The organism is Streptomyces sp. TLI_146 (genome assembly GCF_002846415.1).
Taxonomy (GTDB): Bacteria; Actinomycetota; Actinomycetes; order Streptomycetales; family Streptomycetaceae; genus Streptomyces.
Map to the genome: position 1 here is coordinate 8,352,470 of NZ_PJMX01000001.1, position 22,879 is coordinate 8,375,348.

Consider the following 22,879-nt stretch of genomic DNA (forward strand, 5'->3'; position numbering starts at 1 on the left):
CGCACACCGGCTCGTCTCCTCAGACCGCCTTCGCGTCCGCGTCAGCGGTGGGTGCGGGCCTCGGGGCCGTGCGTCATGGCTTGGGCACCGGGCGGTCCGCCTATCGTGAGAAGTCCCGGCTGCTGGGCACCAGCGCCGCGGTCGCCGGTGCGGCGAAGCACAGCACCGCGCAGGCCGCGAGGACGGTACGGGTGCCCAGGGCGTCGATCGCCGGTGCCATCAGGGCCAGAGCGGCCGGGGCCAGACCGTAGGACAGCAGGAAGTCGAGGGCGGAGACCCGCGCCAGTTTGTCGGGGGCGACCTCGCGCTGTGTGGCCGTGAACCAGGGCACGTTGAACAGTTCGATGCCGAGCCCGGCCAGGACGTATGCCGTGATCACGACGGCGGGCGGCACGTCGAAGACCAGGCTGAGCGGCGCGAATCCATAGCAGCCGAGTCCCGCCAGGGCCGCCCATCCCGGTGCGCGCGGGCGGAGACGGGCGATGAGGAGGGCGCCGGCGAGAGCGCCCAGGGTGTAGGCGGTCATCGCCGCGGCGAGCACCCACTGGGTGCCGTAGCGGTCGCGGCTGATGAGCGGCAGGGCGACACCGGTCGCCGAGTAGCCGGTGGCGATGACCGTGGTGAGGGCCCCGAGACCGGCGAGGAACCACGGGTGGCGCCGTGCCTCACGCAGACCCTCGGTGAACTCGCCGAGGAAGGATGAGCCTTCGGCCGTACGGGTCGCGGACCGGGGGGCACCGGGGCCCGGGACCAGCGCGGCGACCAGCCAGAGCGCACCGATGGCGAGCAGCAGGGTCCTGGTGTCGAGCCAGAGGGCGAGCAGGGCGGTGAGGGAGGGGCCGCCGAGCGTGGTGGCGCGGACCGCCAACGTCATCGCGGCGTTGGCCTGCTGGCGTCGCTCGGCGCCGACAACCTCGGCGGTGAGCGCCTGGAACGCGGGCCGGCAGGCCCCCTGTCCGGCTCCCGCCACCAGAGCCGCTCCCGCCGTGAGCACCGGGGAGCGGCCCAGGCCCCAGGCGAGCAGCGGTGTTGCGGCGGCTGCGGCGAGTCCGGCCCAGGCCACCACCGCCCGGCGGGAGTACCGGTCGGCGAGGACGCCGCCGATGGTGACGGCCAGGAGGAACCCGGTCGTGCGCGCCGCGAGCAGCAGACCGAGGGTGGCGGCGGTGATGGTGCGGTCCAGTACGGCGAGACCGAGGACGAAGGGCAGTGCCCAGGTGGCGAGCCCGGAGGCGGTGGTCGCGGACCAGAGGCGGAGGAAGGCTGCCTCGCGCAGAACGGACCGGGTATCTGGAGTCCTCTTTGTCGTGAACGTCCGGGCGGGTGTGGTGGTCACGGCGGCTGTTCCTTTCAGTTGGCGCCCTCAACTCCCGTGCGGAGATGTCCTGTTGGGGCGGGCGAAGGGGCCGGAGCGGCACGGGGGCGGGCGGGGTCTCAGCCAGTTGATGAAAATGATTGTCATTACTGTATCGTCGTTTCATCGCTCCCCGTCATGCGGGGTCTGCCGTGGCTCTGTGCCGTACGTGCGACTCCCGCTGCCCCTACGCGTTCTCCCGGAGGATCCATGCGCCCTGCCCGCCTCGGAATCGCCGCCCTGGCCCTCGCCCTAGCCGCCGTCGGCTGCGGCACCACCGCCGGTCACACCAACAGCGGTGACACGGCGGACAAGAAGACCGAAGCCCGTAAGACGACGGTGCGCAGCTGTGGGCGGGAGCTCTCGTTCCACGCCGCGCCACAGCGGGCCGTCGCCCTCGACCAGTCCTCGGCGGAGGTCCTGCTGGCCCTGGGACTGCACCAGCGGATGGCCGGCACCTCCAACCTCAAAACGAAGATCGCCCCCGAGTACCGGGACGCCTACGCCCAAGTCCCCGTACTCAGCCCCAAGATCCTCAGCAGCGAGCAGCTGCGCGCCGCCGCCCCGGACCTCGCCGTCGCCGGGTTCACCGACTACTTCACCAAGGACCGCGTCGGCACCCGGGAGGAGCTGGCCCGGCTGGGACTGCCCTCCTACGTCAGCGCGGTTGACTGCCCGAAGCACAACCAGGCAGGCAAGTCGCCCTTCGACCTGCTGTTCCAGGACTACACCGCACTCGGCACGGTCTTCGGCGTCCAGGACCGCGCCGCCCGCCTCGTCAAGGAGCAGCGGGCCGTCCTGGACCGGGCCGCCCGGACCGCGGGCCGGGTCAGGGGCGAGCCGAGGATCGTCTGGGTCTACTCCGTCTACGGCGACACCCCCTACGTCGCGGGCCGGAGCGCCGTGCCGAGCGAGATGAGCCGACTGGTCGGCGCCAGGAACGTCTTCGACGACGTCGACGAGGACTGGCCCGCGGTCAGCTGGGAGCAGATAGCCTCCCGCAACCCGGACGTCATCGTCGTAGGTGACCTCTCCGAGCGGGGCAAGCCCGGTGACAGCGCTGCCGACAAGGTCAAGGCCATGCGCGCCGACCCGCTGATGTCCAAGCTCGACGCCTTCACCCACCAGCGCGTCATCGAGATCCCGGGCACCGAGATGGACCCCTCCGTACGCGCCGTCAGCGCCCTGCCGCGCCTGACCGCCGGGATGAAGGAGCTCGGCTATGTCCGCTAGCCGGGAAGCCGGCACGGACGCCCGGCCCACCGCTGGTGCCGGCCGGCCCCAGCCCCTGGGCGCCGTGCCACCAGCCACTCCGGGGCGGCGGGTCTTCGCCCTGGCGCGGCCGCGTGCGGGCGCGCACACCCGGGCCGTTCCCACCGGAGTGCTCCTGCTGCTGGCTCTCGCGGTCCTGCTCGTCTCCATGGCCGCCTCGGTCCGCATCGGCACCACCGACGTCAGCTACGCCGACCTGCTGCGCACCATCGGCGCCCACACCGGCCTGGACGTCGCGGCGCTGCCGCCGCTGGCCGACTCGCTCGTGTGGGAGCTGCGAATCCCGCGCGTCCTGCTGGCGGCCTGCGTGGGGGCCGCGCTCGCGGTGTGCGGAGCCGCACTGCAGGCCGTCACCCGCAACGCACTCGCCGACCCCTACCTCCTGGGGATCTCCTCGGGTGCTTCCACCGGCGCGGTCGCCGTCGTCGTCCTGGGCCTGGGTGCCGGTTCGCTCGGCGTGGCCGGCGGGGCGTTCGCCGGGGCCCTGTGCTCCTTCGGACTGCTGATGCTCCTCCTTGGCCGCAACGGCCTCGACTCGGTGCGCCTCACGCTCACCGGGGTGGTCGTGGCCCAGCTGTTCACCGCCCTGACCTCGCTGATCCTGATGGCCTCGGGCGACGGCGAGATGATGCGGGCGATCACCCAGTGGCTGCTGGGCTCCATGACCCCGGCCCGCTGGGACGCCGTGGCCGTCTGCGCCCCGGTGACCGCGGCCGCCCTGGCCGTGCTGTGCGCGCGTGCGACGGCCCTGGACAGCTACGCGTTCGGCGCCGACACCGCGGCCTCACTCGGCATCGACGTACGGGCGACGGGCACCGCGCTCCTGGTGGTGACGTCCCTGATGACCGCGGTGGCCGTGGCGGCGGTGGGGCAGATCGGCTTCGTGGGACTGATCGTTCCGCATCTCGTACGGTTCCTCGTCGGCCCGCTGCACCGGGTGCTGCTGCCGTTCTCGGCCCTGCTCGGCGCGGTCTTCCTGGTGTGGACCGACGCGCTCGCCCGGGTCGCGTTCACCCCGCAGGAGGTGCCCGTCGGTGTGTTCACGGCGCTGCTCGGCGCACCGCTGTTCCTGCTCGTCCTGCGCAAGCGGGGGCAATGGTGAGGATCACCGCCGAAGGGCTCACCTGGCGCGCCGGCGGCGTGACCGTCGTGGACGGCGTCGACCTGGACATCGCCGAGGGCGAGACGGTGGGCCTCATCGGACCCAACGGCTCGGGCAAGTCCTCGCTGCTGCGCTGCCTGGCCGGGCTGCGTACGCCCAGCGCCGGGCAGGTCCACCACGGCGGGCAGGCGATCCACGGCCTCGGCGCCCGCCGCATCGCCCAGCGCCTCGCCTTCGTCGAGCAGAGCAGCGAGACCGACAGCGAACTGCGGGTCCTCGACGTGGTCGGGCTCGGCCGCACGCCCTTCCAGAACCGCTGGCGCGGCCTCGGTGCCCACGACATGGCGATCGTCGCTGCCGCCCTTGACCGCCTGGGCCTGGCCGACCTGGCCGCACGCCCGTGGAAGGAACTGTCCGGCGGCGAACGCCAACGCGCCCATCTGGCACGGGCCCTGGCCCAGCAGCCGGACGCGATCCTCCTGGACGAGCCGACCAACCACCTGGACGTCAAACACCAGCTGGAGCTGCTGCACCTGCTCGCCACCACCGACCGGACCGTTCTGGTCGCCCTGCACGACCTGTCCCTGGCCGCCCGCTACTGCGACCGGCTGCTCCTCCTCCACCACGGCCGCCTGATCGCCGACGGTCCACCCGACGACGTCCTGACCCCGGCCCGCCTCGCCGAGGTCTTCGAAGTCGACGCGCGGATCGGCCCCGACCCCCTGGGACGGACCGCCGTCACCTACCACGGCCCCCTGCCCCGGCCGGAGACCGCTCCGGCGCCCCCAACTTCCCGAAGAGAGAGAAGACATGAACGTCGACAGCCTCATCCGTGACGTACTCAAGGGTGAACACGGCCCCGACCCGGACGAGCTGATGGCCACCAGCGTCTTCTGGATCCACCACGGCACCCGCCTCAAGGGCGGCACCACCACCTACCTCAACCAGTACGTCCTGGTCCGCCTCGGCGCGTCCTTCGGAGCCTGCGCCTTCGAGGCCGGAGAGATCGATCCGGCCATCTGCGGGGAGAGCTCCGGCACTTCCCTCGCCGCGCTGCTGCGCCAGGGTCCGCTGCCGTTGCGGATCGCCGCACTCGACGCCTACCTCGCCGAGACCGCCCCGCACCGAGAGGCCCCGCACGCCGAGCCGGTCACCCTGCCCGCCGGGCCGCCCGAAGTGCGCGCTCGGGCCAGGGACGCGGCGATAGCCGGGCTGCTCGACATCGCCGACGGCGCCAAGGTCGCCCTGATCGGCGTGGTCAACCCGCTGCTCGCAGCCATCCGCAACCGGGGAGGCGTGCCCCTGCCGTGCGATCTCAACCTGCGCGCCACCCAGTGGGGCGAGAGCGTCACCGACGACATGGAGGAGGTGCTCGGCGCGGCGGACGCCGTCGTGGCGACCGGTATGACCCTGAGCAACGGCTCCTTCGACACGATCGTCCAGCGCTGCCGGGCCCGCGGAATACCCCTGGTGGTGTACGCCCAGACCGGAAGCGCGGTCGCCCGCGCCTTCCTGGGCCGAGGGGTGAGCGCACTGTCCGCGGAACCTTTCCCCTTCTCGCAGTTCAGCGCGGACGAGACGGCCCTGTACCGCTACCGCTCGCAGGGCCGCCGGTGAGCCCCACGCCCCACGCGACCGGCGCTGCTCCCGGCGCCGGGCAGGCCCACTGCCACCACGGCGAGATCCTCCAGGGACTCTTCCTCGACGCCCAGGGCAGGCCGCGCGAGGGCCTGGTCACGCTGCCGATGTACGGCCTCGGTACCCGGGCGCGGTTCCTGCCCCGCCCAGGCACCCCACGCGAGGCCCTGTCGGTCAGCCCGCCCGGCCGCACGAAGGCCCTGCGCGCCGCGGCTCTGGTCCTGGCCGAGTGCTGCACGGGCGCGGTCTGCGGCGGTGAACTGCACCTGGACGGCGACATCCCGGTGGGCCTGGGCATGGGCTCATCCACCAGCGACGTCCTCGCCTCGATCCGCGCGGTCGCCGACGCCCACGGCCTCCACCTCACCCAGCAGACCGTCGCCGCTCTGGCCGTCCGCGCCGAACGGGCCTGCGACCCGCTGATGCTGGACGGGCGCCCGGTGCTCTTCGCCCAGCGCGACGGCCACGTCCTGGAGACACTCGGCCCGGCCCTGCCCCCGGCGATCGTCGTCGGCTGCACCCTCGGCGGCGGCCGCCCCATCGACACCCTCGCACTACCCCGACGCACCTACCAAGAAGGCGACGTCGGCGCCTACGCGCGGCTGCGGAACCTGCTCCGCCTCGCCATCACGCACCAGGACACCGCACTGCTCGGCTACGTCAGCACCCACAGCGCCCGGCTGGGCCAACAACACCTACCGCACCCCGAGTTCCCCACCCTCCTGCGCATCGCCTGGCACAGCGGCGCCGTCGGCGTGCAGATCGCCCACAGCGGCAACGTGGCCGGACTCCTCTTCGACCCCGCCGCCCGCGCACTCCCACACCGGCTCCACGGCTGCAGATCCGCCCTGGCGCAGGCAGGCATCCCCGCCACCCGCACCTTCCACCTCCCTCCCACCCCACAGGAACCCGCATGGACACCCACATCGCCGAAGCGATCGGCCGCCCCGACCTCATACGCCTCGACGACCGCCTCATCTGCCTCCGCTTCGAAACCATGAAGGTGGTCTCCGCCATGGCAGCGGTCCGTCACCTACGCGACACCGGCGCCGTACGCCCCGGCGACACCCTCCTGGACAGCTCCAGCGGCATCTATGCCTACGCCCTCGCACTCGCCTGCCACCGCTACGGCATGCGCTGCCACATCGTCGGCTCCACCACCGTCGACCGCACCCTGCGCACCCAACTCGCGGTCCTGGGGGCCGAACTGGAGCAGATGCCGCCAAGCGCCGACCTCAAACTCGACCAGGAACGGCGCGTGGCCCGTATCCACGAGATCCTGCGCGAACACCCCGAGTACTACTGGATGCGCCAGTACCACGACGACATCCACTACCTCGGCTACCGGGCGATCGCCGACCGGCTGCGTGCGGAAACCGGCGGTCACCCGCTCACCCTGGTGGGCGGCGTCGGCTCCGGCGCCTCGACCGGAGCCTTGGCCCGCTATCTGCGCGAACACACCCCCGACGTCGAACTCGTCGGCGTCCAGCCCTTCGGAAGCGTCACCTTCGGCGCCGAACACCTCACCGACCCGGACATCATCATCGCCGGGATCGGCAGCTCGATCCCCTTCGGCAACGTCTCCCACGCGGCGTACGACACCATCCACTGGATCGGTTTCGAGGCGGCGCGCGCAGCCGGCATCGATCTGCTGCGCTCGCACGCGCTCTTCGCGGGCCTCTCGACCGGAGCGGGCTACCTGGCGGCCCGATGGGAACGCGCGCAGGCCCCCACCCGTACGGTCGTCTTCATCGCCGCGGACACCGGACACCGATACGTCGACACGGTCTTCGCCCGGCACCGGGAGGCGCTCGCCCCCTCCGGCCTCAGACCCCACGCTGTGGCATCCGCCGAGGACCTGGCGCTGCCGTGGTCACGTATGGCCTGGAGCCGGGCAAGTTTGGAGAGCAACCGGGAGAAGGTTCATTGAGCCTCGCCCTTTCCGGATAGGTGCCGGTCAGGAGGGTGCGGAGGGCGTAGACAGGCCTGCTTTGAACCAGGCCTGCTTTGAACCGTAAATGTACGGGTGTACAAGTATGGGATGGCTGTCGCCGAGTGCTGGGGTGGGCGCTGGGGGCCGCACTCACTGGCGCGACACGGCAAGCGGGCGCGGCTAATGTCCGTATTGCGCGGTTCCCCGGAACGAGCTACAGTACATATGTACTGCTCGTTCGGAGCGGGGCTCGTTCCGCTCTCGGACCCCGACCGTCCACGGCCAGACCTCCGCCACTGCCGAGTGCCGGTGTGTCTGCGCCTCTCCTGAAGGAATGACCACTGATGAAGGCTCCCGCGATCTCCCCGTGCCTGGGCGTCCCCGACACGCAGGCGGCCGTCGACTTCTACGAGAAGCTCGGCTTCACCGCCCTGCCCGCAGGCGGTGACCCCAATGACGACATCCGCATCCTGCTCTTCGAGGGCGAGTTCGCCCTCATGGTCTACCGCGAGGAGCACCTGCGCGACTGGCTGCCGGTCCTCAAGGACACCCCGGTCGGCGCGTTCGGCATGTTCTACCTGGCCGTCGACGACTTCGACACCTACGTCAAGAAGATCCGCCCCCTGGTGACCGTCCAGAAGGACACGATGGAGCACCACGGGCAGAAACTCTTCTACTTCTCCGACCCCAACGGTTACGTCATCGGCGTCACCCAGAAGCAGACCTGGTGACGGCCGCCGTGAATGCCGTGAACGCCGCGAATCCCGCGCAGGGGACGCAGAGCCAGGCCCGGCCCACGGGCCTGGTGCGCTGCTCGGCCTACTGGGGGCACAACGGCCACGAACTCGCCCGGTTCTGGGCGGCCGCCCTGGGCTGGGAGGTCGTGCAGACCTTCGGCGAGGACGCCGCGATGATCAGTGACGGCACGACGTCGTACGTCTTCTACACCGCCCACAATTTCAAGCCCCCCGCCTGGCCGCAGGACGAGTTGGTCTTTCATCTCGACGTCTCGTTCGAGGACGTCGAGGCGGCCGAGAAGCGGCTGCTCGAACTGGGCGCGACCAGGCCCGACCACCAGCCCGGTACTGGCTGGACGGTGCTGCTTGACCCCTCCGGCCAGCCGTTCTGCCTCAGTCCCCACGCCAACTGGACGCGGTAGCGGTCGTGGTCCGTTTGCCGCACCACTCATCGACGCGGGAATCCGACGCCCACCACCAACCGCCCACCGTCCTCGTACGAGAAAGCAGTCCGATGTCTGCCGCCCTGCGCCGCGTCACTCCCGCGGAGCGCCGTGCCCGTCTGGCCCGTCGGCACCTCCTGGCTCCTGACACCAGGGTGTCCGGGGCCCAGGACGTCGCACAGGCGCTGATCGGCCTTCACGCGACGGACCCGGCCACCGTCTTCCTCGGCGCCGCGACCCGCATGCACGCCCCGACGGTGGACGGCATCGACCGTGCCCTGTACGACCCGGCGGCGATGACGCGCCTGCGGTGCATGCGCCGCACCATGTTCGCCGTCCCCGCCGAGCTCGCACCGGTGATCCAGGCCGCTGCCGTCAAGGACCCCCACCGCCACCGACCCGAGGCGGTCAAGCGACTCGGTGAGGCGGCCGGCTGGGGCCAAGCCCGCTACACGAGGGCCGAAGACGACCTACTGGCCGCCCTCGCCACACGCGGGGAAGCCACCGCCGCCGAACTCGCCGCCGACGTAGCCGACCTGGCCGAGCAGATCGTCACCTTCCCAGGGAAGCCGTACGAGTCCCGCCAGCGTGTGTGCGCCACCGTCCTGGGGGTGCTCGCCGCAGAAGGCCGTGTGCGCCGGACACGCCCGGCGGGGTCATGGACCTCCGCGCAGTTCCGCTGGACGACTGCCGACCCTCTGCCAGAACTCCCCGCCCCGGCAGCCCAGGCCGAGCTGGCCCGCCGCTATCTCGCCGCCTTCGGCCCCGCGACGGCCGATGACCTCAAGTGGTGGACCGGGTGGAGCATGACGCTCACCCGCAAAGCCCTCGCGGCCGTCGGCGCCGTCGAAGTAGCCCTGGACGAAGGGACCGGCTACCTCCTGGCCGACGACACCGAGCCCGCTCCGGAGCCCGAGCCCGCGGCAGCGCTGCTGCCCGGCCTGGACTCCACCCCCATGGGTTGGCGCCACCGCGCCTTCTACCTCGAACCCGCCTACACCAAGGCCCTGTTCGACCGCAACGGCAACATCGGACCCACCCTCTGGTGGAACGGAGCCGTCATCGGGGCCTGGGCCCAGCACCGCGACGGCCACATCAACCACCACCTGTTCACCGACCCAGGCGCCGCGGCCCGCACAGCCATCAGCACCGAGATCGACTGCCTGACCGCCTTCCTCGGTACCACCCGCGTCACCCCCTGCTACCGCACCCCACTCGAACGCGACCTGGCCGCCCAACCACTGCGACCACCGCACGCCGACCGCGCATAGGATCGGTTGCCGCACGCCGTAAGCCTTCCTCCGACCGCGAAAAGAGGCCTTGCCGCCATGGCCGCCGACCAGCCCGCCCGGCGCCGCCGGGACCCGCAGCGCAGAATCGCGGAGATCGCCGAGGCCACCGAGCGCGTCATCGCCGCCCGCGGCATCGAAGGACTGACCCACCGGGCCGTCGCCGCAGAGGCCGGTGTGCCGCTGGGGGCCACCACGTACCACTTCGCCACCAAGGACGACCTCATCCAGGCCGCCCTGGAACGCGCCTACCAGCGCTACGCCACCACCCTCAAAGAGTGGGCCGCCAACCGGCCGACCCTGACCAGCAACCAGCTCGTGGTGTTGCTCACGGACGTCCTCATGAGCTGCTTCGGGCCCAACCGCGACGCCGAGACCGTGGAACTGGAACTCTACGTCGCGGCCCTGCGCCGCCCGGCGCTGCGCCCCATCGTCGACCAGTACACCCAGACCACCACCGGCCTCCTGACGGGTTACGTCGACGAGACCACGGCCCGCGCCGCCACCGCCACCATGAACGGACTCACCCTGCGCGGCCTGGCCAGCACCCAACCCCCCACCCGGGACGAGGTCGAGGACATCCTCCGCCGCGTCATCACCCCCAACCCGCACGATGCCCCCGCCTGATGGTCCGGCGGGGGCGATCGTCGATGGTCGATGCTTCCGTGGCCGAGAGACTTGTCAGCCGTACCGAGAGCATTCGGCGGCGGCAGCCCGGACCTCGGAGCTCACCTTTGGCACATACCGGGGACCGGTAGGCCTCTCCAGCACCGCGCGGGGCGGGGAGAGGCCGCCGGGCTAGGGGCTCAGATCTCGCAGTTGCTCTCGGCCCCGAGGAAGGGTACGTCCTCGGAGCAGGTGTCCATGCCGCCACCGCCGTCCACGGTGCCGGTAGCCTCCGCGCCTACGTGGAGGTTGTCGTTGCCCGCCCCGCCCGCGACCGTGCAGTCGTTGGCGTCGACGACGTCGATGGTGTCGCCGCCGCCCTCGCCCGCCAGCGTGCTGAGGGTGCAGACGCCGACGGTGAAGTTGTCGTCACCGTCGTCGCCGTGGATGCTGGCGGCGTCGCTGAGGCTGACGGTGCTGAGGTTGGCGAAGTCCCCTCCGGAGCCGAGGTGCATCTCGTCCGCGAGTACCGTGCCGAGAACGGTGACACGGTCGGCTCCGTCGGCGGTGTTGATAGTGCCGGAGTCGTTGCCGGTCACGGTGACGCGGTCGTCGCCGCCGCCCGTACTGATCGTGCCGAGGGAGTTGCCGAGGACTTGGACCGTGTCGTCGCCGATCCCGGTGTCGAACGCCGCGCCGTCCGCGCTGCCCGCCGAGATGAAGTCGTTCCCGGCGCCGGAGTTCACATTGCCGCTGGCGTTCGCCACGATGGTGATCGTGTCGTTGCCACCGAGGCTGTTGATGGTCTGGCCGGGCAGCAGGAACGGGCAGTTGATGGTGTCGTTGCCGTTGGTCTCCGAGCCTGTGCACTGCGCGGGCAGCGCGGAAGCGGTCGTGGCCGAAAGTCCGACAACCCCGATGGACATGAACGCCACGGCGGCCACCCAGGCCATGCCGCGACGCAGGGGAATCGCATACATCAGAGGGCTCCTCTCCGCCCGGCCCCCGATGTACGGGGCAACCGCGCGGGACCAGTTCGAGTGCGAGGGTCCGCCGGATGGCGGGGGAGCGGGGGAAGGCGCAGTTCACGCTCCAGGCGCCACCACCGAGGCTTGAAGTGTGCGCGCTATTGGCTGAAAACATGAGGCGTGCGCAACGACGCTCGGTGGTGCGATCCAGCGCCCGGACGCCTACGAGCGCGGTTCTTTGGGGAGCCGGGCCACCAGGGAGACCTGGGATTGTCCCTGGGGCGACTGGCTACGGGGGGAGTGCGGCGGCTGCGAAGGAGCTGCTGGGAGGGGCGGGATGCACCTGGCTGCCTCGTTGGGCGTAACCATGCCGCCTGGGGCGAGGCATCGGCCTCGCCGCGCTCAGGCCAGACAACTCCGGCAGCAGTACCATTAGTTGAAGGCCGTGTGCCTACCCGAGAGCCTACCGTCGGACTGTGCCGGGGTTGATACCCAGCCGTCCCCTAAAGGGCCGGAGTGGGCACGGTCGACGACTGCCACTCCCGCCTGAGCAGCCCGAACACCCACGTGTCGGATACCTCGCCGTTCACGACGCAGTCTTCCCGCAGCGTTCCTTCCCGTACGAATCCGTTTTTCTCCAGAACCCGGGCAGATGCCACGTTGCGCGTATCGGCCTCGGCTTGCACTCGGTTGAGGTCCAGTGTGTCGAATGCCCACTGCAGCAAGGCATGCGCGGCTTCCGTCGCGTAGCCGTGGCCCCACATCGCATCGTCGAGGACGTAGCCCAACGACGCGCTGCGATTGTCCGGATCCCATTGGGTCAGACCGCACCAGCCGACGAAGGCTCCGTCAGAAACACGATCTATGGCCACCCGCGCCCCGGTACCCTCTTCCGCCATCTTCCCGCACATCGCGATGAAACGGTCGGCACGAGCCCGTTCGTTCCACGGCGCGGAGTCCCAGTACCGCATCACATGGGTGCTGCTGTGCAGCGCGAAGAGGTGGTCCGCGTCGGCGTCGGCGAAGGGGCGCAGTCGCAGGCGGGCGGTGGACAGTATGGGAGTGGGCAAAGTCATGCGCACCATGTTGCGTCCTCAACGGGCGGGCAGAACAGCGGATATCCGATCCCGGTCTGCTCCTCACGATCAAGGCGCCGCCTGCCGATAGATCGTGCACGCCTTCAACCAGCACCCCGACCATGCGTTCAAGGGCCGCGAACGGCCCGACTGCTCGGCATACCTGTCGGCGACCCAAGTAGGTTCCTCGGGCATGGCCGTTCGTGCCGGATCGCGGAGGGGCACGGCGCGGTGATCAGGCCCGCATGTTTCCACGGGACTGGGTTGGCTCATAGGGGAGATGGGTGGGAAGGCCCACGGCGCGGCGCGCTGGTTACAGGCTCGCCTGTAACCAGCGCGCCCGGTGCCGGAGGGGTACGGCTTGCTCAGGCCGCCGGGGTGAGTTCGGCGCGGCCGAACAGCAGGGCGAAGCCCGAGGGGAGCTCGTGCACGATGCGGGTGACCAGGTCCGGGCCGGCCAGGTTCGCGACGGCCGCGAAGACGGTCCCCGTATCCCAGCGGGCGGCGGCTTGAGAGGTGCCGGAGCGGGCGGCGAGGTCCTTGACGAATGCCCAGCCCGTCAGCGGCTGGGTGTCGGGGACCTGCGCGGTGAGCACCCGTGCGGCCTCGAAGGGCAGACGGGCCGCGAGGTCGACGCGTTCCTCTCCGGTCAGCTGGCGACCCAGGCCCGCCAGGACCAGCCGGACGACTTGTTCGGCCCGCTCGCGGGTGGGATAGGCGCCTTCGTAGCGGACCTTCTCCAGCAGCTGCTCGTACGACATCACAGGTGACTGCGGCGGGAGGTGCGGGGCGGAGAACACGTGGTGTGGTTGCCTTTCTGCCGCTGGGGACGCTGGTCCACCAAGGCGGCTCGATAGGTCGGGTGGGCTGATGACCGCCGGGAAGGAAGAGGTCGCGGCCGGGCGGTGGGGGCAGGAGGGCCTGACCCGGCCGGTCCTCGTCGGCAGTGTCGGTGACCGCGAGGGGGACGGCGCTGACGTACGTGTGGCTGCGGATGCCCGTGGGGACGCCTCGGGCCGGGTGCCAGGAATCGGCGCGCAGGGCAAAGCCCTTCGCGAAGCGTGCCCATGAGCTGGGCGCAGATATCGCCGACGCTGCCGCCCTTGCCCGGTCGTCAGGGGCGGCGGAGGATTGGGTGAGGGGAGATCAGATACTGCCCGTCCTCCGCCGCTGGCCGCGTGCCGTGCCACACCGGCTCAGCCGGAGATCTCCTTGGGCCCGGAGCCGACACCGATGGAGATCTTGCGGGGCTTGGCGCGCTCGGCGATCGGGATCCGCAGAGTGAGCACGCCCGCGTCGTAGTCGGCCCGGATGTGCTCGGTGTCCAGGGTGTCGGCCAGCACGATCTGGCGAGAGAAGACGCCCAGCGGCCGCTCGGAGAGCTCCATCTGTACGTCGTTGTCCTGCACCGCCGGTCGTCGCTCGGCCTTGACGGTCAGCATGTTGCGCTCCACGTCGATGTCGAGCGCGTCCGCGCTGACACCGGGGATGTCGAAGGCCACTACGTACTGGTCGCCCTCCCGGTAGGCGTCCATCGGCATCGGCGACGGCCTCGACCAGGTGCCCGGGCCCACCAGATGCTGCGCCAGCCGGTCCAGCTCACGGAAGGGGTCAGTGCGCATCAACATCGTGAAAACACCTCCAGCAGGTTCAGGCAGTGGCTGCCAATGCGCTTCACTGAAACCGTTGTAACATGTCATCCAATGGATGACAAACATAGACGTCATCTATTGGTTGACTTGGGAGGTGCCTGTGTCCGCAGCCGAAGAATCGGCCCCCACCGGGCCCGGCCCGAAGGGCCCGGCCTCGTTCCTCGCCGCCGCGGCGGCCCTGCAGGCGATAGAGGACGCCCTGAATACCGCCCCGCAGCCCTCCTCCAGCGCCCCCGGTACCGCCGGGCCGGGACCGGAACAGGCGCTGGCCTCCCTCATGCTGCTGCGGCAGGTCCGCGAACAGCTCGCCGGTTGGGAAACCGGCCTGATCGAAACCGAGCTGCGCCCTCGTACGCGTACGGGTGGCTGTTACGGCTGCCGCGTGTGGGCTGGCAAAGGGCGGCCGCGCTACATCCGGCCACGTACTCAGGCAGCGCAGGGGCCACCCGCGCAGCCGCGCGTCCCGAGATCACTTCAGATCACCGCTGCGGATCTTGCAGGTCCGAACCCCTGCCGCCCGGACGACCTGGCGGTACAACGTCGTGAAAGCGCCCGCATCCGCATTCGCATCCGCAGCGAGAAGGGCATTCGCTGGGTGGACGCACTCTCGTCGTCGCAGTCTGACCGGCGCACGGCGAGGGGTCCCGCCGTGCCCGGATGTGGAGATCAGACAGCGGCCAGACTCTTCGCCATGACCCGCTCCCTGCCCACACCATCGGGCAGAAGATCGCCAGGCTCACCCGTGTCCGTGAAACCGTGCCGCTCATAGAGCGCGGTGGCCTTGTGGTTGTCCGGCATGACGGACAACCGCAGCGTGGTGGCACCGCGTTGCGCACCCCACCGCTCGACCGCCTGGATCAGGCAGTCACCCACGCCCTTGCCCCGAGCCGCGGGGCTGACCCACATCGAGATCAACTCCACGTTCTCCACCTCCTCGCCCGGCACTCCGCTGGCCATGCCCACCGGAAGGCCGTCGAGGAGCGCGACGAGATCGTGTGCGCCAGGAATCGACAGACGGGCACGCCAGCGTTCCTCTTGGTCGCCGGAGCCCTGCCACTGGGCCAGCGTCGATCCGAACGCGTAGGGCGCCTCAGTAAGCGCGGCCAGTCGCACCTCCCGCCAAAGGGGCCAGTCATCTGATTCCAGAGTGCGTAGTTCAAGCATGATCCAGACCCTGCCCGCCCGCCGGGGCGGACGGCAAGTTGTTTACGACCGTGCAAACGAGGTCGTTCAGCCCTGCGACCAGCTGAATCCGGGGATCCGGACTTCGGTGTTGTCCAGCCGTCGCGTTCCGCGTCGAGAGCGCGGACCAGTAGGGCAACGCCTCGATAGTGACGGTGCACGAGGTGTACGTAAGAGTGTTCCGGATCAGGCGCCCACGCGCGCGCCGCCAACTTGCGTGAGGCAGCGTGTGAGCGCCCGTTTGCCGACTGCTGACGGTAGGTCAGAAGTGGCGCCAGCCGCCGCAGTCGTAGAGGTCGCCGCCGTCCCAGTTGCAGATACGGGCCTGGGCGACGGGTGAGCCGAACCAGTTCTCGGCGAAGCCGTGGTCGTCGCGGGTCACGACGCGCACGGCAGCCCCGTTGCGCAGACGGATGGACAGGCCGGCGCCGTGGCCGTCGTTGCTGTAGTCCTTGATCGAGGCGTAGACGCCGTCGACATAGCCGTAGTCGCACAAACTGCCGGAGCAGCTGGACCACGGGGTGGAGGCGCTGGCCGGGACGGTGGTCATGAGCACGGCCGCGGCGGCGACGGGCAGCGCGGTCGTCAGCAGGTGCTTGATCCTGATCATTGTGTTTCCCCTGTCGGTGACGGTGAATGTGTGTGGGGAAAGCGCGGCGGGCCCCGCCTCTGGTGGCTCGCGGCCCGGCCGGGCTCAACCCCATGCTGCGGACAGGGCGCATTTGTCCGGCAGACCGCTCGATGGGCGGCGCAGGCCAGGCGTATGCGGGCGGTGGACAAAGGGGGTTGTCCGCCGGACATCGCCAGCGGGAGCGAGGGCTGTTCGGACCGGACTGGTATCTTGAACGCGTTCAAGTGAACGTGTTCAAAACGGGGGTGGTCATGAAGGCCGGACAGCTCGACGAAACCGGTGTCCACGCACTGCAACGGGCTCTCGCCGTGGGCGCGGTGCTGGCCGGAGTGCCGGTGGTGCTCTTCGGCCTGTGGTCCAACTTCAGCTACCTGTACCTGATGGCCGGCGCGTCCCTCACAGCGCCGCTTCTGTGTCTGCGGCGCCCGAAACACTTCACCCGCGCCTGCGCGATCGTCGGGCTGGTCCTCATCGGCTGGGGGGTGCTGGGCGTCTTCCTGGGGATGTTCCTGTTCTGGCCGGCGGCGGTACTCCTGCTGCTGGCGGGGTTCGCCAGCCCGAGGCGCCACCCCGTCACCGCGTGGACCATGGGCGGCCTCGGCGCCCTGGTGGCGGCAGGGGTGCTCACCGGTGCGGCGGTTTTCGTCTGGTCCCTAGTCATCAACCCCTCCCTGGCGAAACCGCACACGTACCGGGCCGCCACCGATCCGGGTTGGTTCCGCGACGGCGTCGGGGACGCGCAGGAGCGCCTTCGCGGATTCGGGGCGACCGAGGTGTACGGAAACGAGTCGGACCAGGGCTCTTTCCTGGAGGTCCGGTTCCCTGACGACCTGCCACCGGCCCGGCGCGCGGACCTGAAGAAGGAGATCGGGCGGCTTCCGGGCATCCGGTGGGTCGAGCTGTGCTCGGTACGCAAGTGCGGCTGACCGGCGAATCGCCCACCGGCGCCGGGCCGGGGGGCCTGGGCCCGCGGGCCACGGCCTTGCCCCGGGCGCTGCGTCCCGCCTCGCCGCCACTGCGCGAGAAATTCGCCTCGTACTTCCAACGCCGTGCCTCCGCCTGGTCCTTGTGCCCTGGTCGCTGTCTCGGACGTCGGCTGGCAACCTGCCGAGAGCGGCAACCCGCCTAGCGCGGCACCAGGATTCGGCGGGCGAGGTGGACAAGGTGGCGTGGCGCCAGGCTTGTTCTTGAATGGTTGTTCATGTATTTTTCTGCCATGCCCCGCCCCCGTGAGTTCGAGCCCGACGCCGTGCTGGACCAGGCCATGCTGCGGTTCTGGTGGCGGGGCTATCGCGCCACCTCCATCGAGGATCTCGTCAAGGCGACCGGGGTCAAGCCCGGCAGTCTCTACAGTGCGTTCCCCGGCGGCAAGCGCACGCTGTTCCTGAAGTCGCTGCAACGCTATTCCGCGCTGATCGTTCCTCAGAAGCTGGGTGAGCTGGCGGCGCCCGGCGCGTCGCTGGCCGAGCTGCGTGGTTACTTCGACGGATTGGTGAGCGACCTGCTCAGCCCGGAAGGCCGGCAGGGGTGCCTGCTGGTGAACACCGCGATCGAGAACGCGGCCGAGGACGACGAGGCGGCCGCCGTCGTGCGCGGGCATCTGGCCCGTCTGGAGCAGTGCATGGCCACAGCTCTGCGCAACGCTCGCGGCGGCGGCGAAGTGCGCGCCTCGGTGGACCCGGTCGGCAGCGCCAAGTTGCTGGTGGCGACGTGCCAAGGGCTGATGGTCGTGGGGAAGGCCAATCCCGATGAGGCGGTACTGCGCGCCATCGTCGACAGTGCCTTCGCCGTCCTCGCCTGACGACCCTTCCCTGACAGCCCCCTGACAGCCCTCGCCTGACGGCGCCTGCCTGACCCCCCCGCTCATGAGCCACCGCATCCGGTGGCTCTTTTTCGGACCCAATAGTTGAATACCCATTCAAGAATGGAGTCTGCTTCATGAAGGCCATCGTCATCTCCGCCTATGGCGGCCCCGAGGTACTGCGCATCACCGACCTGCCCGACCCCGTGCCCGATCAGGGAGAAGTGCTGATCCGGATCAAGGCGTTCGGCCTCAACCATGCCGAGGCCTACATGCGCGCCGGAGCCTGGGGTGAGGTCGCGGCCGTCCCGGGGATCGAGTGCGCCGGGGTGGTCGAGGCCGACCCCTCGGGCCAACTCGCCCCCGGAACGCGGGTCGTGGCGATCCTCGGCGGCATGGGCCGCACCCGAAACGGCAGCTACGCCGAACGGGTCACCGTACCGGCCACCAACGTGGTGCCGGTGAACTCCTCGCTGGGATGGGCCGAACTGGCGGCCGTGCCCGAGGTCTACGCGACAGCGTGGAACGGGCTGTTCGGCAACCTCGCGCTGCGCCCCGGCGAGCGGGTCCTGGTCCGCGGAGCCACCTCCTCCCTCGGCCGGGCCGCCGTCAGCCTCGCCGTCGACCACGGTGTGCGAGTACTCGCCACCACCCGCAACCCCGCGCATGCGCAGCTCCTGAAGGAACTCGGCGCCGAGGACGTCCTCATCGACGACGGTCAGCTGGCCACCCAGGTCAGCACAGCCAACTACGCCGTGGACGCGGTGTTCGACGTTGTCGGCAACAACGTCCTGCGCGACTCCCTGGCCACGGTCCGCCCCCGCGGCCGGGTCTGCCAGCTCGGCTTCCTCGGCGGCTTCGACCCGGTACGCGACTTCGACCCGCTCACCGATCTCCCCACCGGTGTACAGCTCAGCTTCTTCGGTAGCGCCTTCGTCCTGGGAAGCCCCGAATTCCCGCTCGCCGACGTCCCCTTGGACGCGATCTACGCCAAGGTCGAGTCAGGAGCCCTGCCGCCAGGGCCGGCACGGATCTTCCGCTTCGACGAGATAGTCGAAGCCCACCGGGTCATGGAAGCAGGGGAGGCGTTGGGCAAGATGACCGTCATGGTCGACTGAGGCAGCCACCGCCCCCGCCCCCCGGCCTGCCGCACCGGCCCCCGTGACCACCCCCTCAAGCGGTACCTGAGTGCCATGGAGAGTTCGCGTCGTGGTGAAGCGGTGTGAGGCGTACGGGGTGGGGTGATGTGGTCGTGTCGTGTGCTTTTGGGCGGGGCGCGCCCGGTGTCTGTGGTGGCAAAAGTCTGTGATTACGGCGGAGTTGGTGATCGCGGGGACTCGGACCAGTGATAATCGCCTCGCCTGTGAGTTCCTCGCTCCTTGCGGAGGTTCCGACTGAGATGCGCGCGCCCGGGGCACTGATGTGCCGGTACTTCTCCGCCGCCCCGGGGCCGGAAGCAGGGACTCCACCCGCCATCCCCACCCCCTCACTCAGGAGAATCGCGATGATCGACGGTCTGAAGGTCCCCAAAGGTGTCGGGCAGACGGCGCTGGTCGTCGCCTGGATGCGGAAGATGGAGAGCCAGAGACCCGACGCCCTGTTCCAAGACCCTTTCGCTGACGCGCTGTTGAGGGTCATCGCCGAGGACCCGTCCTTCGCCGAGGTGTCTGACATGGTCACCCGAGCGAGCAGCAGCACGCGCGAGTACCCCGCGTACTTCGCGGTACGCACCCGGTTCTTCGACGACGAGTTGTTGAGCGCGATGCAGGCCGGGGTCCGGCAAGTCGTCACTCTGGCGGCCGGAGTGGATGGACGGACCGTCCGGTTGGACTGCCCGCCCGGAACGCGGTGGTATGAGCTCGACCTGCCGGACATGACGGCCTTCGCCGACGAGTTGATCGCCCGTTCGGGACTGGCCACCACCTGCGAACGCCGGGCAGTGGCCGCGGACTTGACCGCCAACTGGCCCGATGCGCTGCGCGAAGCGGGCTTCGACTCCACTCTGCCGACCGCCTGGCTGGTGGAGGGCCTGCTGATGTACCTCTCCGACGAAGCGGGGGATGTCCTGCTCGGCGAGCTGTCCGCGCTGTCTGCGCCGGGCAGTCGGATCATGCTGGAACAACTGGAGGCGGCGATGCTGGGGGAGGAGGGCGAACCCTCCCGTGAACGCCTAGCGTCGCAGGGCGCGCGCTGGCTGTCCGCCCGGGACGATCTGCAGTCATGGCTGGCAGGCCACGGTTGGCATGCCGAGGTCTATAGCGGAGCCGACCCTCGTATCGGGCACGGGCGCACTGTCTCCCGTCTGCCCGCCTGCTGGGTGGCAACCGGCACGTTGGGGGAGCGTGCGGAGTCCGACCTGGCTGGCTGAAGCCCCCTCTGCGTAAGAGCGGACGTCAGTCATGGCGGCTCGCCGGGCTACATGGTGATCGGGTCGTGGATGTAGGTATCGGCGACGACACACATCGGGCTGTCACGTTACGTAATCATCCGATGGCGTGTGGTGGTGGGACGTGTCAGGCTGACCTGGGATGTTTCTTCGTTCCGCTTCCCTCGTTGCTAGGAGTGAGTCCGGTATGGGTATCAAGGACGAGATGCAGGCCAAGGCTCAGCAGGCCAAGGAGAAGCTTCAGGGCAAGCAGGACCAGGGCAGCCAGAGCGGCCGGAGCGAGCAGGAACGGCTCCGTCAGCGTGCGGACGAGGCCCGCCAGCAGGGCCAGCGGTCCTTCGACGACATCCAGGACGAGCTGGACGACCGCATCTGACGTCCCCGTACCCCTGCCCCCGCCCTTGCGGATCGGGCGGATGCCTGGCCACGGCAGGTACGGGTTCTCGGTGCTCTCCACCTCATGCGCTCGCTCGCCCCGATCACCTTCGGGGCGAGCGAGCGTGATTCCGCTGTCCTCCGTGTGTCCTCCGTGCCGCTCCTGTCAGCGCGTGGTGTGGCCAGCCCGGCAACAGCGCATGGGTGTGGTCGTCACCTGAAGAGTGGTTCAACTCGACGGTGGGCTGGCCGCGTAGGGGTTCGGCAGCTCCGTGCTGCCAACATGCTCGCCGACGAGCTCGGCAGCGTGGCGGTGTCGGTCGACTACCGCCACGCCCCCGAGACCCCGCACCCCGGCCCGCTCCACGACTGCTACGCCGCCCCGATCCGGACCTCGGTCGGCAACACCTTCGGCTGGGAGAGCCTGTTCGGCCAGCCGCCCGGCAGTGCCAGCACCCCGGAGTACGCCGTAGCGGCCCGCGCGAAGGACCTGTCCGGCCTGGCCCCGGCATTCCTGGCCGTCGGCGCCCTGGACCTGCTGCTCGACGAGTCCGTGGAGTACGCCACAGAGTTGCTGCGCGCCGGAGTCCCCACCGAGCTGCACGGCTACCCCGGCGCACCGCACGGCATCGGCACCTCGACCGGCCGCCCGGCCACCAGTGTGGACCAGGAGCTGAAGGCCACGCTGAAGCAGGCGTTCACCGTCCAGAAGTGACCCACCGCCGAAACCGCCGGCCCGACGGCCTCGCTGTGCCACCTCATCCCCATCGGGGCGGACCGTCTCCGACCCCGCGCCACCCCACGCGCTTCTTCCAGGTACGGGGCGAGGTCGTGGACACCACGACCGAAGGCGCCGTCGACCACATCGAGGACCTGGCCCAGCGCTACCTCGGCCGCCCCTACTCGTGGTTCGGCGGCCCGGACGAGGTACGGGTGAAGTTCACCGTCAAGCCGTGCCAGGTGAGCCGTACCCCCTGACCGACGAACCGACCAGCTGCCCGGCCCGAAGGACTACCGATGACGCACGACGCACCTTCACTCTTCGAGGACGAGTCGGCACGTCCGCTGGCGGACCGGCTGCGCCCCCGGAATCTCGGTGAAGTCGTGGGCCAGGAACACCTGTTGGCGCCCGAAGCGCCGATCGGCCGCATGATCGCCCAGGAGCGGCTGGTCTCGATGATCCTTTGGGGCCCACCCGGCTGCGGCAAGACCACCATCGCCCGACTCCTGGCCGAGCAGACCCGACTCGCCTTCGAGCCGTTGTCAGCGACGTTCTCGGGCGTCGCCGACCTGCGGAAGGTCTTCCAGACCGCCACCCGACGCCGCCAGATCGGCCAGGGCACCCTGCTGTTCGTCGACGAGATCCACCGCTTCAACCGCTCCCAGCAGGACAGCTTCCTGCCCTACGTCGAGGACGGCACCGTCGTCCTGGTCGGCGCGACCACCGAGAACCCGAGCTTCGAACTCAACGGTTCCCTGCTGTCCCGCTGCCAGGTCTACGTCCTGCGGCGCCTCGACGACGCGGCCCTGGACACTCTGATCGCCCGGGCCGAAGACCTCGCCGGCCGCACACTGCCCCTCACCGACGACGCCCGCCAGGCCCTCACCGCCATGGCGGACGGTGACGGCCGCTACCTGCTCAACATGGCCGAACAGCTCCAGTCGCTCCCCGCCGACACCGAGCCGCTGGACGTCACCGCCCTCACCGCCCAGGTCCACAAGCGCGCCCCGCAGTACGACAAAAAGCAGGACAGCCACTACAACCCCATCTCGGCCCTGCACAAGTCGATGCGCGGATCCGACCCGGACGCCGCCCTGTACTGGCTGGCCCGGATGCTGGAGGGCGGCGAGGACCCCCGCTTCATCGCCCGCCGCATCACCCGCTTCGCCACCGAGGACATCGGCATGGCCGACCCCCAGGCGGTCCAGCAGACCCTGACCGCCTGGCAGGTGTACGAACGCCTCGGCTCCCCGGAGGGCGAACTCGCCCTCGCCCAGGCCGTGGTGTACCTGGCCACCGCCCCCAAGTCGGTCTCCGTGTACCGGGGCTTCGGCGCCGCACAGCAGCGTGCCCGCCAGACCGGCTCCCTCCTGCCACCGGCCCACATCCTCAACGCCCCCACCGGCCTGATGAAGAACCTCGGCTACGGCGAGAACTACCAGTACGACCCCGACACCGCCAACGGCTTCTCCGGCGCCGACTACTTCCCCGACGACATGGACCGCGAAGTCTTCTACCAGCCCACCCAGCAGGGTTACGAAGCCCAAGTCAGCCAACGGCTGGAGCGCTGGTCCGAACTGCGCGCCCGCCAGAAGGGACTCGAGACGTGAGACCCAGCGGCAGAACGGGGGAGCCAAAACGGATCGCAGCGACGGCGGCTGCGCCAGGGAGGACGCCTTCCTTCACGCTCCAGGACCCTGCTGGCGGGACCGG

Annotated in this window: 25 protein-coding genes; 18 read left to right on the top strand and 7 right to left on the bottom strand. The window is 70.0% G+C overall.

Going from position 1 to position 22,879, the window contains the following annotated elements:
- Positions 1-100: 100 nt before the first annotated feature.
- On the bottom strand, positions 101-1,336 hold the full coding sequence (locus BX283_RS37120) for an MFS transporter (protein ID WP_101391768.1): 1,236 nt from the start codon (positions 1,334-1,336) through the stop codon (positions 101-103).
- Positions 1,337-1,564: 228 nt separating this feature from the next.
- Between BX283_RS37120 and BX283_RS37125 the strand changes: the two genes are divergently transcribed.
- From BX283_RS37125 to BX283_RS37170, 10 genes are all read left to right on the top strand, one after another.
- Complete coding sequence (locus tag BX283_RS37125; protein WP_101391769.1) at positions 1,565-2,587, top strand: ABC transporter substrate-binding protein; 1,023 nt, start codon at positions 1,565-1,567, stop codon at positions 2,585-2,587.
- On the top strand, positions 2,577-3,728 hold the full coding sequence (locus tag BX283_RS37130; protein WP_101391770.1) for an iron ABC transporter permease: 1,152 nt from the start codon (positions 2,577-2,579) through the stop codon (positions 3,726-3,728). Before BX283_RS37125 ends, BX283_RS37130 begins: the two co-directional genes overlap by 11 nt.
- Positions 3,722-4,564, top strand: a complete 843-nt coding sequence (locus BX283_RS37135; protein WP_306822843.1) for an ABC transporter ATP-binding protein — start codon at positions 3,722-3,724, stop codon at positions 4,562-4,564. The genes BX283_RS37130 and BX283_RS37135 overlap by 7 nt, the downstream gene beginning before the upstream one ends.
- Positions 4,539-5,345, top strand: coding sequence for a Rossmann-like domain-containing protein (locus tag BX283_RS37140; RefSeq protein WP_101391771.1), 807 nt, complete (start codon positions 4,539-4,541; stop codon positions 5,343-5,345). The genes BX283_RS37135 and BX283_RS37140 overlap by 26 nt, the downstream gene beginning before the upstream one ends.
- Positions 5,342-6,367, top strand: a complete 1,026-nt coding sequence (locus BX283_RS37145; protein ID WP_101391772.1) for a GHMP kinase — start codon at positions 5,342-5,344, stop codon at positions 6,365-6,367. Before BX283_RS37140 ends, BX283_RS37145 begins: the two co-directional genes overlap by 4 nt.
- On the top strand, positions 6,280-7,296 hold the full coding sequence (locus BX283_RS37150; RefSeq protein WP_101391773.1) for a pyridoxal-phosphate dependent enzyme: 1,017 nt from the start codon (positions 6,280-6,282) through the stop codon (positions 7,294-7,296). The genes BX283_RS37145 and BX283_RS37150 overlap by 88 nt, the downstream gene beginning before the upstream one ends.
- 347 nt (positions 7,297-7,643) lie before the next feature.
- Positions 7,644-8,030, top strand: coding sequence for a VOC family protein (locus BX283_RS37155; protein ID WP_101391774.1), 387 nt, complete (start codon positions 7,644-7,646; stop codon positions 8,028-8,030).
- The gene (locus BX283_RS37160; protein WP_257584144.1) at positions 8,027-8,458 is read left to right on the top strand and encodes a VOC family protein; all 432 of its coding nucleotides are present in this window, start codon (positions 8,027-8,029) and stop codon (positions 8,456-8,458) included. The genes BX283_RS37155 and BX283_RS37160 overlap by 4 nt, the downstream gene beginning before the upstream one ends.
- 92 nt (positions 8,459-8,550) lie before the next feature.
- Positions 8,551-9,750 (top strand): winged helix DNA-binding domain-containing protein, encoded by a 1,200-nt coding sequence (locus BX283_RS37165; protein WP_101391775.1) that lies wholly within the window; start codon positions 8,551-8,553, stop codon positions 9,748-9,750.
- Between the two features lie 57 nt (positions 9,751-9,807).
- Entirely contained in the window at positions 9,808-10,395 is a 588-nt protein-coding gene (locus tag BX283_RS37170) for a TetR/AcrR family transcriptional regulator (RefSeq protein WP_101391776.1), read from the top strand.
- A gap of 179 nt (positions 10,396-10,574) precedes the next feature.
- Here the strand turns inward: BX283_RS37170 and BX283_RS37175 are convergent, their stop codons facing one another.
- The 6 genes from BX283_RS37175 to BX283_RS37205 form a co-directional block, all read right to left on the bottom strand.
- On the bottom strand, positions 10,575-11,354 hold the full coding sequence (locus BX283_RS37175) for a hypothetical protein (protein WP_143676570.1): 780 nt from the start codon (positions 11,352-11,354) through the stop codon (positions 10,575-10,577).
- 491 nt (positions 11,355-11,845) lie between these two features.
- Positions 11,846-12,418 (bottom strand): GNAT family N-acetyltransferase, encoded by a 573-nt coding sequence (locus tag BX283_RS37180; protein WP_101392821.1) that lies wholly within the window; start codon positions 12,416-12,418, stop codon positions 11,846-11,848.
- Positions 12,419-12,783: 365 nt separating this feature from the next.
- Positions 12,784-13,179, bottom strand: coding sequence for a DUF2267 domain-containing protein (locus BX283_RS37185; protein WP_101392822.1), 396 nt, complete (start codon positions 13,177-13,179; stop codon positions 12,784-12,786).
- A 435-nt stretch (positions 13,180-13,614) separates the two neighbouring features.
- Entirely contained in the window at positions 13,615-14,046 is a 432-nt protein-coding gene (locus BX283_RS37190) for an Hsp20/alpha crystallin family protein (RefSeq protein WP_101391778.1), read from the bottom strand.
- Positions 14,047-14,736: 690 nt separating this feature from the next.
- Positions 14,737-15,234 (bottom strand): GNAT family N-acetyltransferase, encoded by a 498-nt coding sequence (locus BX283_RS37200; RefSeq protein WP_101391779.1) that lies wholly within the window; start codon positions 15,232-15,234, stop codon positions 14,737-14,739.
- Positions 15,235-15,514: 280 nt separating this feature from the next.
- Entirely contained in the window at positions 15,515-15,862 is a 348-nt protein-coding gene (locus BX283_RS37205) for a hypothetical protein (protein ID WP_101391780.1), read from the bottom strand.
- 272 nt (positions 15,863-16,134) lie between these two features.
- On the opposite strand from BX283_RS37205, the gene BX283_RS37210 reads away from it, so the two are divergent.
- The 8 genes from BX283_RS37210 to BX283_RS37240 all read left to right on the top strand — a co-directional run bounded on the left by BX283_RS37210 (position 16,135) and on the right by BX283_RS37240 (position 22,776).
- Positions 16,135-16,809, top strand: a complete 675-nt coding sequence (locus BX283_RS37210) for a hypothetical protein (RefSeq protein WP_180357376.1) — start codon at positions 16,135-16,137, stop codon at positions 16,807-16,809.
- A 290-nt stretch (positions 16,810-17,099) separates the two neighbouring features.
- The gene (locus BX283_RS37215; RefSeq protein ID WP_180357377.1) at positions 17,100-17,684 is read left to right on the top strand and encodes a TetR/AcrR family transcriptional regulator; all 585 of its coding nucleotides are present in this window, start codon (positions 17,100-17,102) and stop codon (positions 17,682-17,684) included.
- Between the two features lie 137 nt (positions 17,685-17,821).
- Positions 17,822-18,802 (top strand): zinc-binding dehydrogenase, encoded by a 981-nt coding sequence (locus tag BX283_RS37220; protein ID WP_101391783.1) that lies wholly within the window; start codon positions 17,822-17,824, stop codon positions 18,800-18,802.
- A gap of 386 nt (positions 18,803-19,188) precedes the next feature.
- A complete protein-coding gene (locus tag BX283_RS37225; protein ID WP_101391784.1) occupies positions 19,189-20,052 on the top strand; it encodes an SAM-dependent methyltransferase in 864 nt (287 codons plus the stop codon).
- Positions 20,053-20,257: 205 nt separating this feature from the next.
- Positions 20,258-20,446, top strand: a complete 189-nt coding sequence (locus BX283_RS37230) for a hypothetical protein (protein ID WP_101391785.1) — start codon at positions 20,258-20,260, stop codon at positions 20,444-20,446.
- Positions 20,447-20,728: 282 nt separating this feature from the next.
- Positions 20,729-21,160 carry an alpha/beta hydrolase gene (locus tag BX283_RS37235; protein ID WP_218976593.1) on the top strand — a complete coding sequence of 144 codons (432 nt, stop codon included), beginning with the start codon at positions 20,729-20,731 and terminating at the stop codon, positions 21,158-21,160.
- A 116-nt stretch (positions 21,161-21,276) separates the two neighbouring features.
- A complete protein-coding gene (locus tag BX283_RS40900; RefSeq protein ID WP_180357378.1) occupies positions 21,277-21,423 on the top strand; it encodes a hypothetical protein in 147 nt (48 codons plus the stop codon).
- 39 nt (positions 21,424-21,462) lie between these two features.
- Positions 21,463-22,776, top strand: coding sequence for a replication-associated recombination protein A (locus BX283_RS37240; protein ID WP_101391787.1), 1,314 nt, complete (start codon positions 21,463-21,465; stop codon positions 22,774-22,776).
- Positions 22,777-22,879: the final 103 nt, after the last annotated feature.

Coding starts and splice junctions, on each gene's coding strand:
- BX283_RS37215 (WP_180357377.1), top strand. CDS start 17,100: ATGCCCCGCCCCCGTGAGTTCGAGCCCGACGCCGTGCTGGACCAGGCC.
- BX283_RS37210 (WP_180357376.1), top strand. CDS start 16,135: ATGAAGGCCGGACAGCTCGACGAAACCGGTGTCCACGCACTGCAACGG.
- BX283_RS37135 (WP_306822843.1), top strand. CDS start 3,722: ATGGTGAGGATCACCGCCGAAGGGCTCACCTGGCGCGCCGGCGGCGTG.
- BX283_RS37220 (WP_101391783.1), top strand. CDS start 17,822: ATGAAGGCCATCGTCATCTCCGCCTATGGCGGCCCCGAGGTACTGCGC.
- BX283_RS37235 (WP_218976593.1), top strand. CDS start 20,729: ATGCTCGCCGACGAGCTCGGCAGCGTGGCGGTGTCGGTCGACTACCGC.
- BX283_RS37150 (WP_101391773.1), top strand. CDS start 6,280: ATGGACACCCACATCGCCGAAGCGATCGGCCGCCCCGACCTCATACGC.
- BX283_RS37170 (WP_101391776.1), top strand. CDS start 9,808: ATGGCCGCCGACCAGCCCGCCCGGCGCCGCCGGGACCCGCAGCGCAGA.
- BX283_RS37125 (WP_101391769.1), top strand. CDS start 1,565: ATGCGCCCTGCCCGCCTCGGAATCGCCGCCCTGGCCCTCGCCCTAGCC.
- BX283_RS37130 (WP_101391770.1), top strand. CDS start 2,577: ATGTCCGCTAGCCGGGAAGCCGGCACGGACGCCCGGCCCACCGCTGGT.
- BX283_RS37230 (WP_101391785.1), top strand. CDS start 20,258: ATGGGTATCAAGGACGAGATGCAGGCCAAGGCTCAGCAGGCCAAGGAG.
- BX283_RS37200 (WP_101391779.1), bottom strand. CDS start 15,234: ATGCTTGAACTACGCACTCTGGAATCAGATGACTGGCCCCTTTGGCGG.
- BX283_RS37175 (WP_143676570.1), bottom strand. CDS start 11,354: ATGTATGCGATTCCCCTGCGTCGCGGCATGGCCTGGGTGGCCGCCGTG.
- BX283_RS37225 (WP_101391784.1), top strand. CDS start 19,189: ATGATCGACGGTCTGAAGGTCCCCAAAGGTGTCGGGCAGACGGCGCTG.
- BX283_RS37240 (WP_101391787.1), top strand. CDS start 21,463: ATGACGCACGACGCACCTTCACTCTTCGAGGACGAGTCGGCACGTCCG.
- BX283_RS37140 (WP_101391771.1), top strand. CDS start 4,539: ATGAACGTCGACAGCCTCATCCGTGACGTACTCAAGGGTGAACACGGC.
- BX283_RS37205 (WP_101391780.1), bottom strand. CDS start 15,862: ATGATCAGGATCAAGCACCTGCTGACGACCGCGCTGCCCGTCGCCGCC.
- BX283_RS37155 (WP_101391774.1), top strand. CDS start 7,644: ATGAAGGCTCCCGCGATCTCCCCGTGCCTGGGCGTCCCCGACACGCAG.
- BX283_RS37180 (WP_101392821.1), bottom strand. CDS start 12,418: ATGACTTTGCCCACTCCCATACTGTCCACCGCCCGCCTGCGACTGCGC.
- BX283_RS37185 (WP_101392822.1), bottom strand. CDS start 13,179: ATGTCGTACGAGCAGCTGCTGGAGAAGGTCCGCTACGAAGGCGCCTAT.
- BX283_RS37165 (WP_101391775.1), top strand. CDS start 8,551: ATGTCTGCCGCCCTGCGCCGCGTCACTCCCGCGGAGCGCCGTGCCCGT.
- BX283_RS37190 (WP_101391778.1), bottom strand. CDS start 14,046: ATGTTGATGCGCACTGACCCCTTCCGTGAGCTGGACCGGCTGGCGCAG.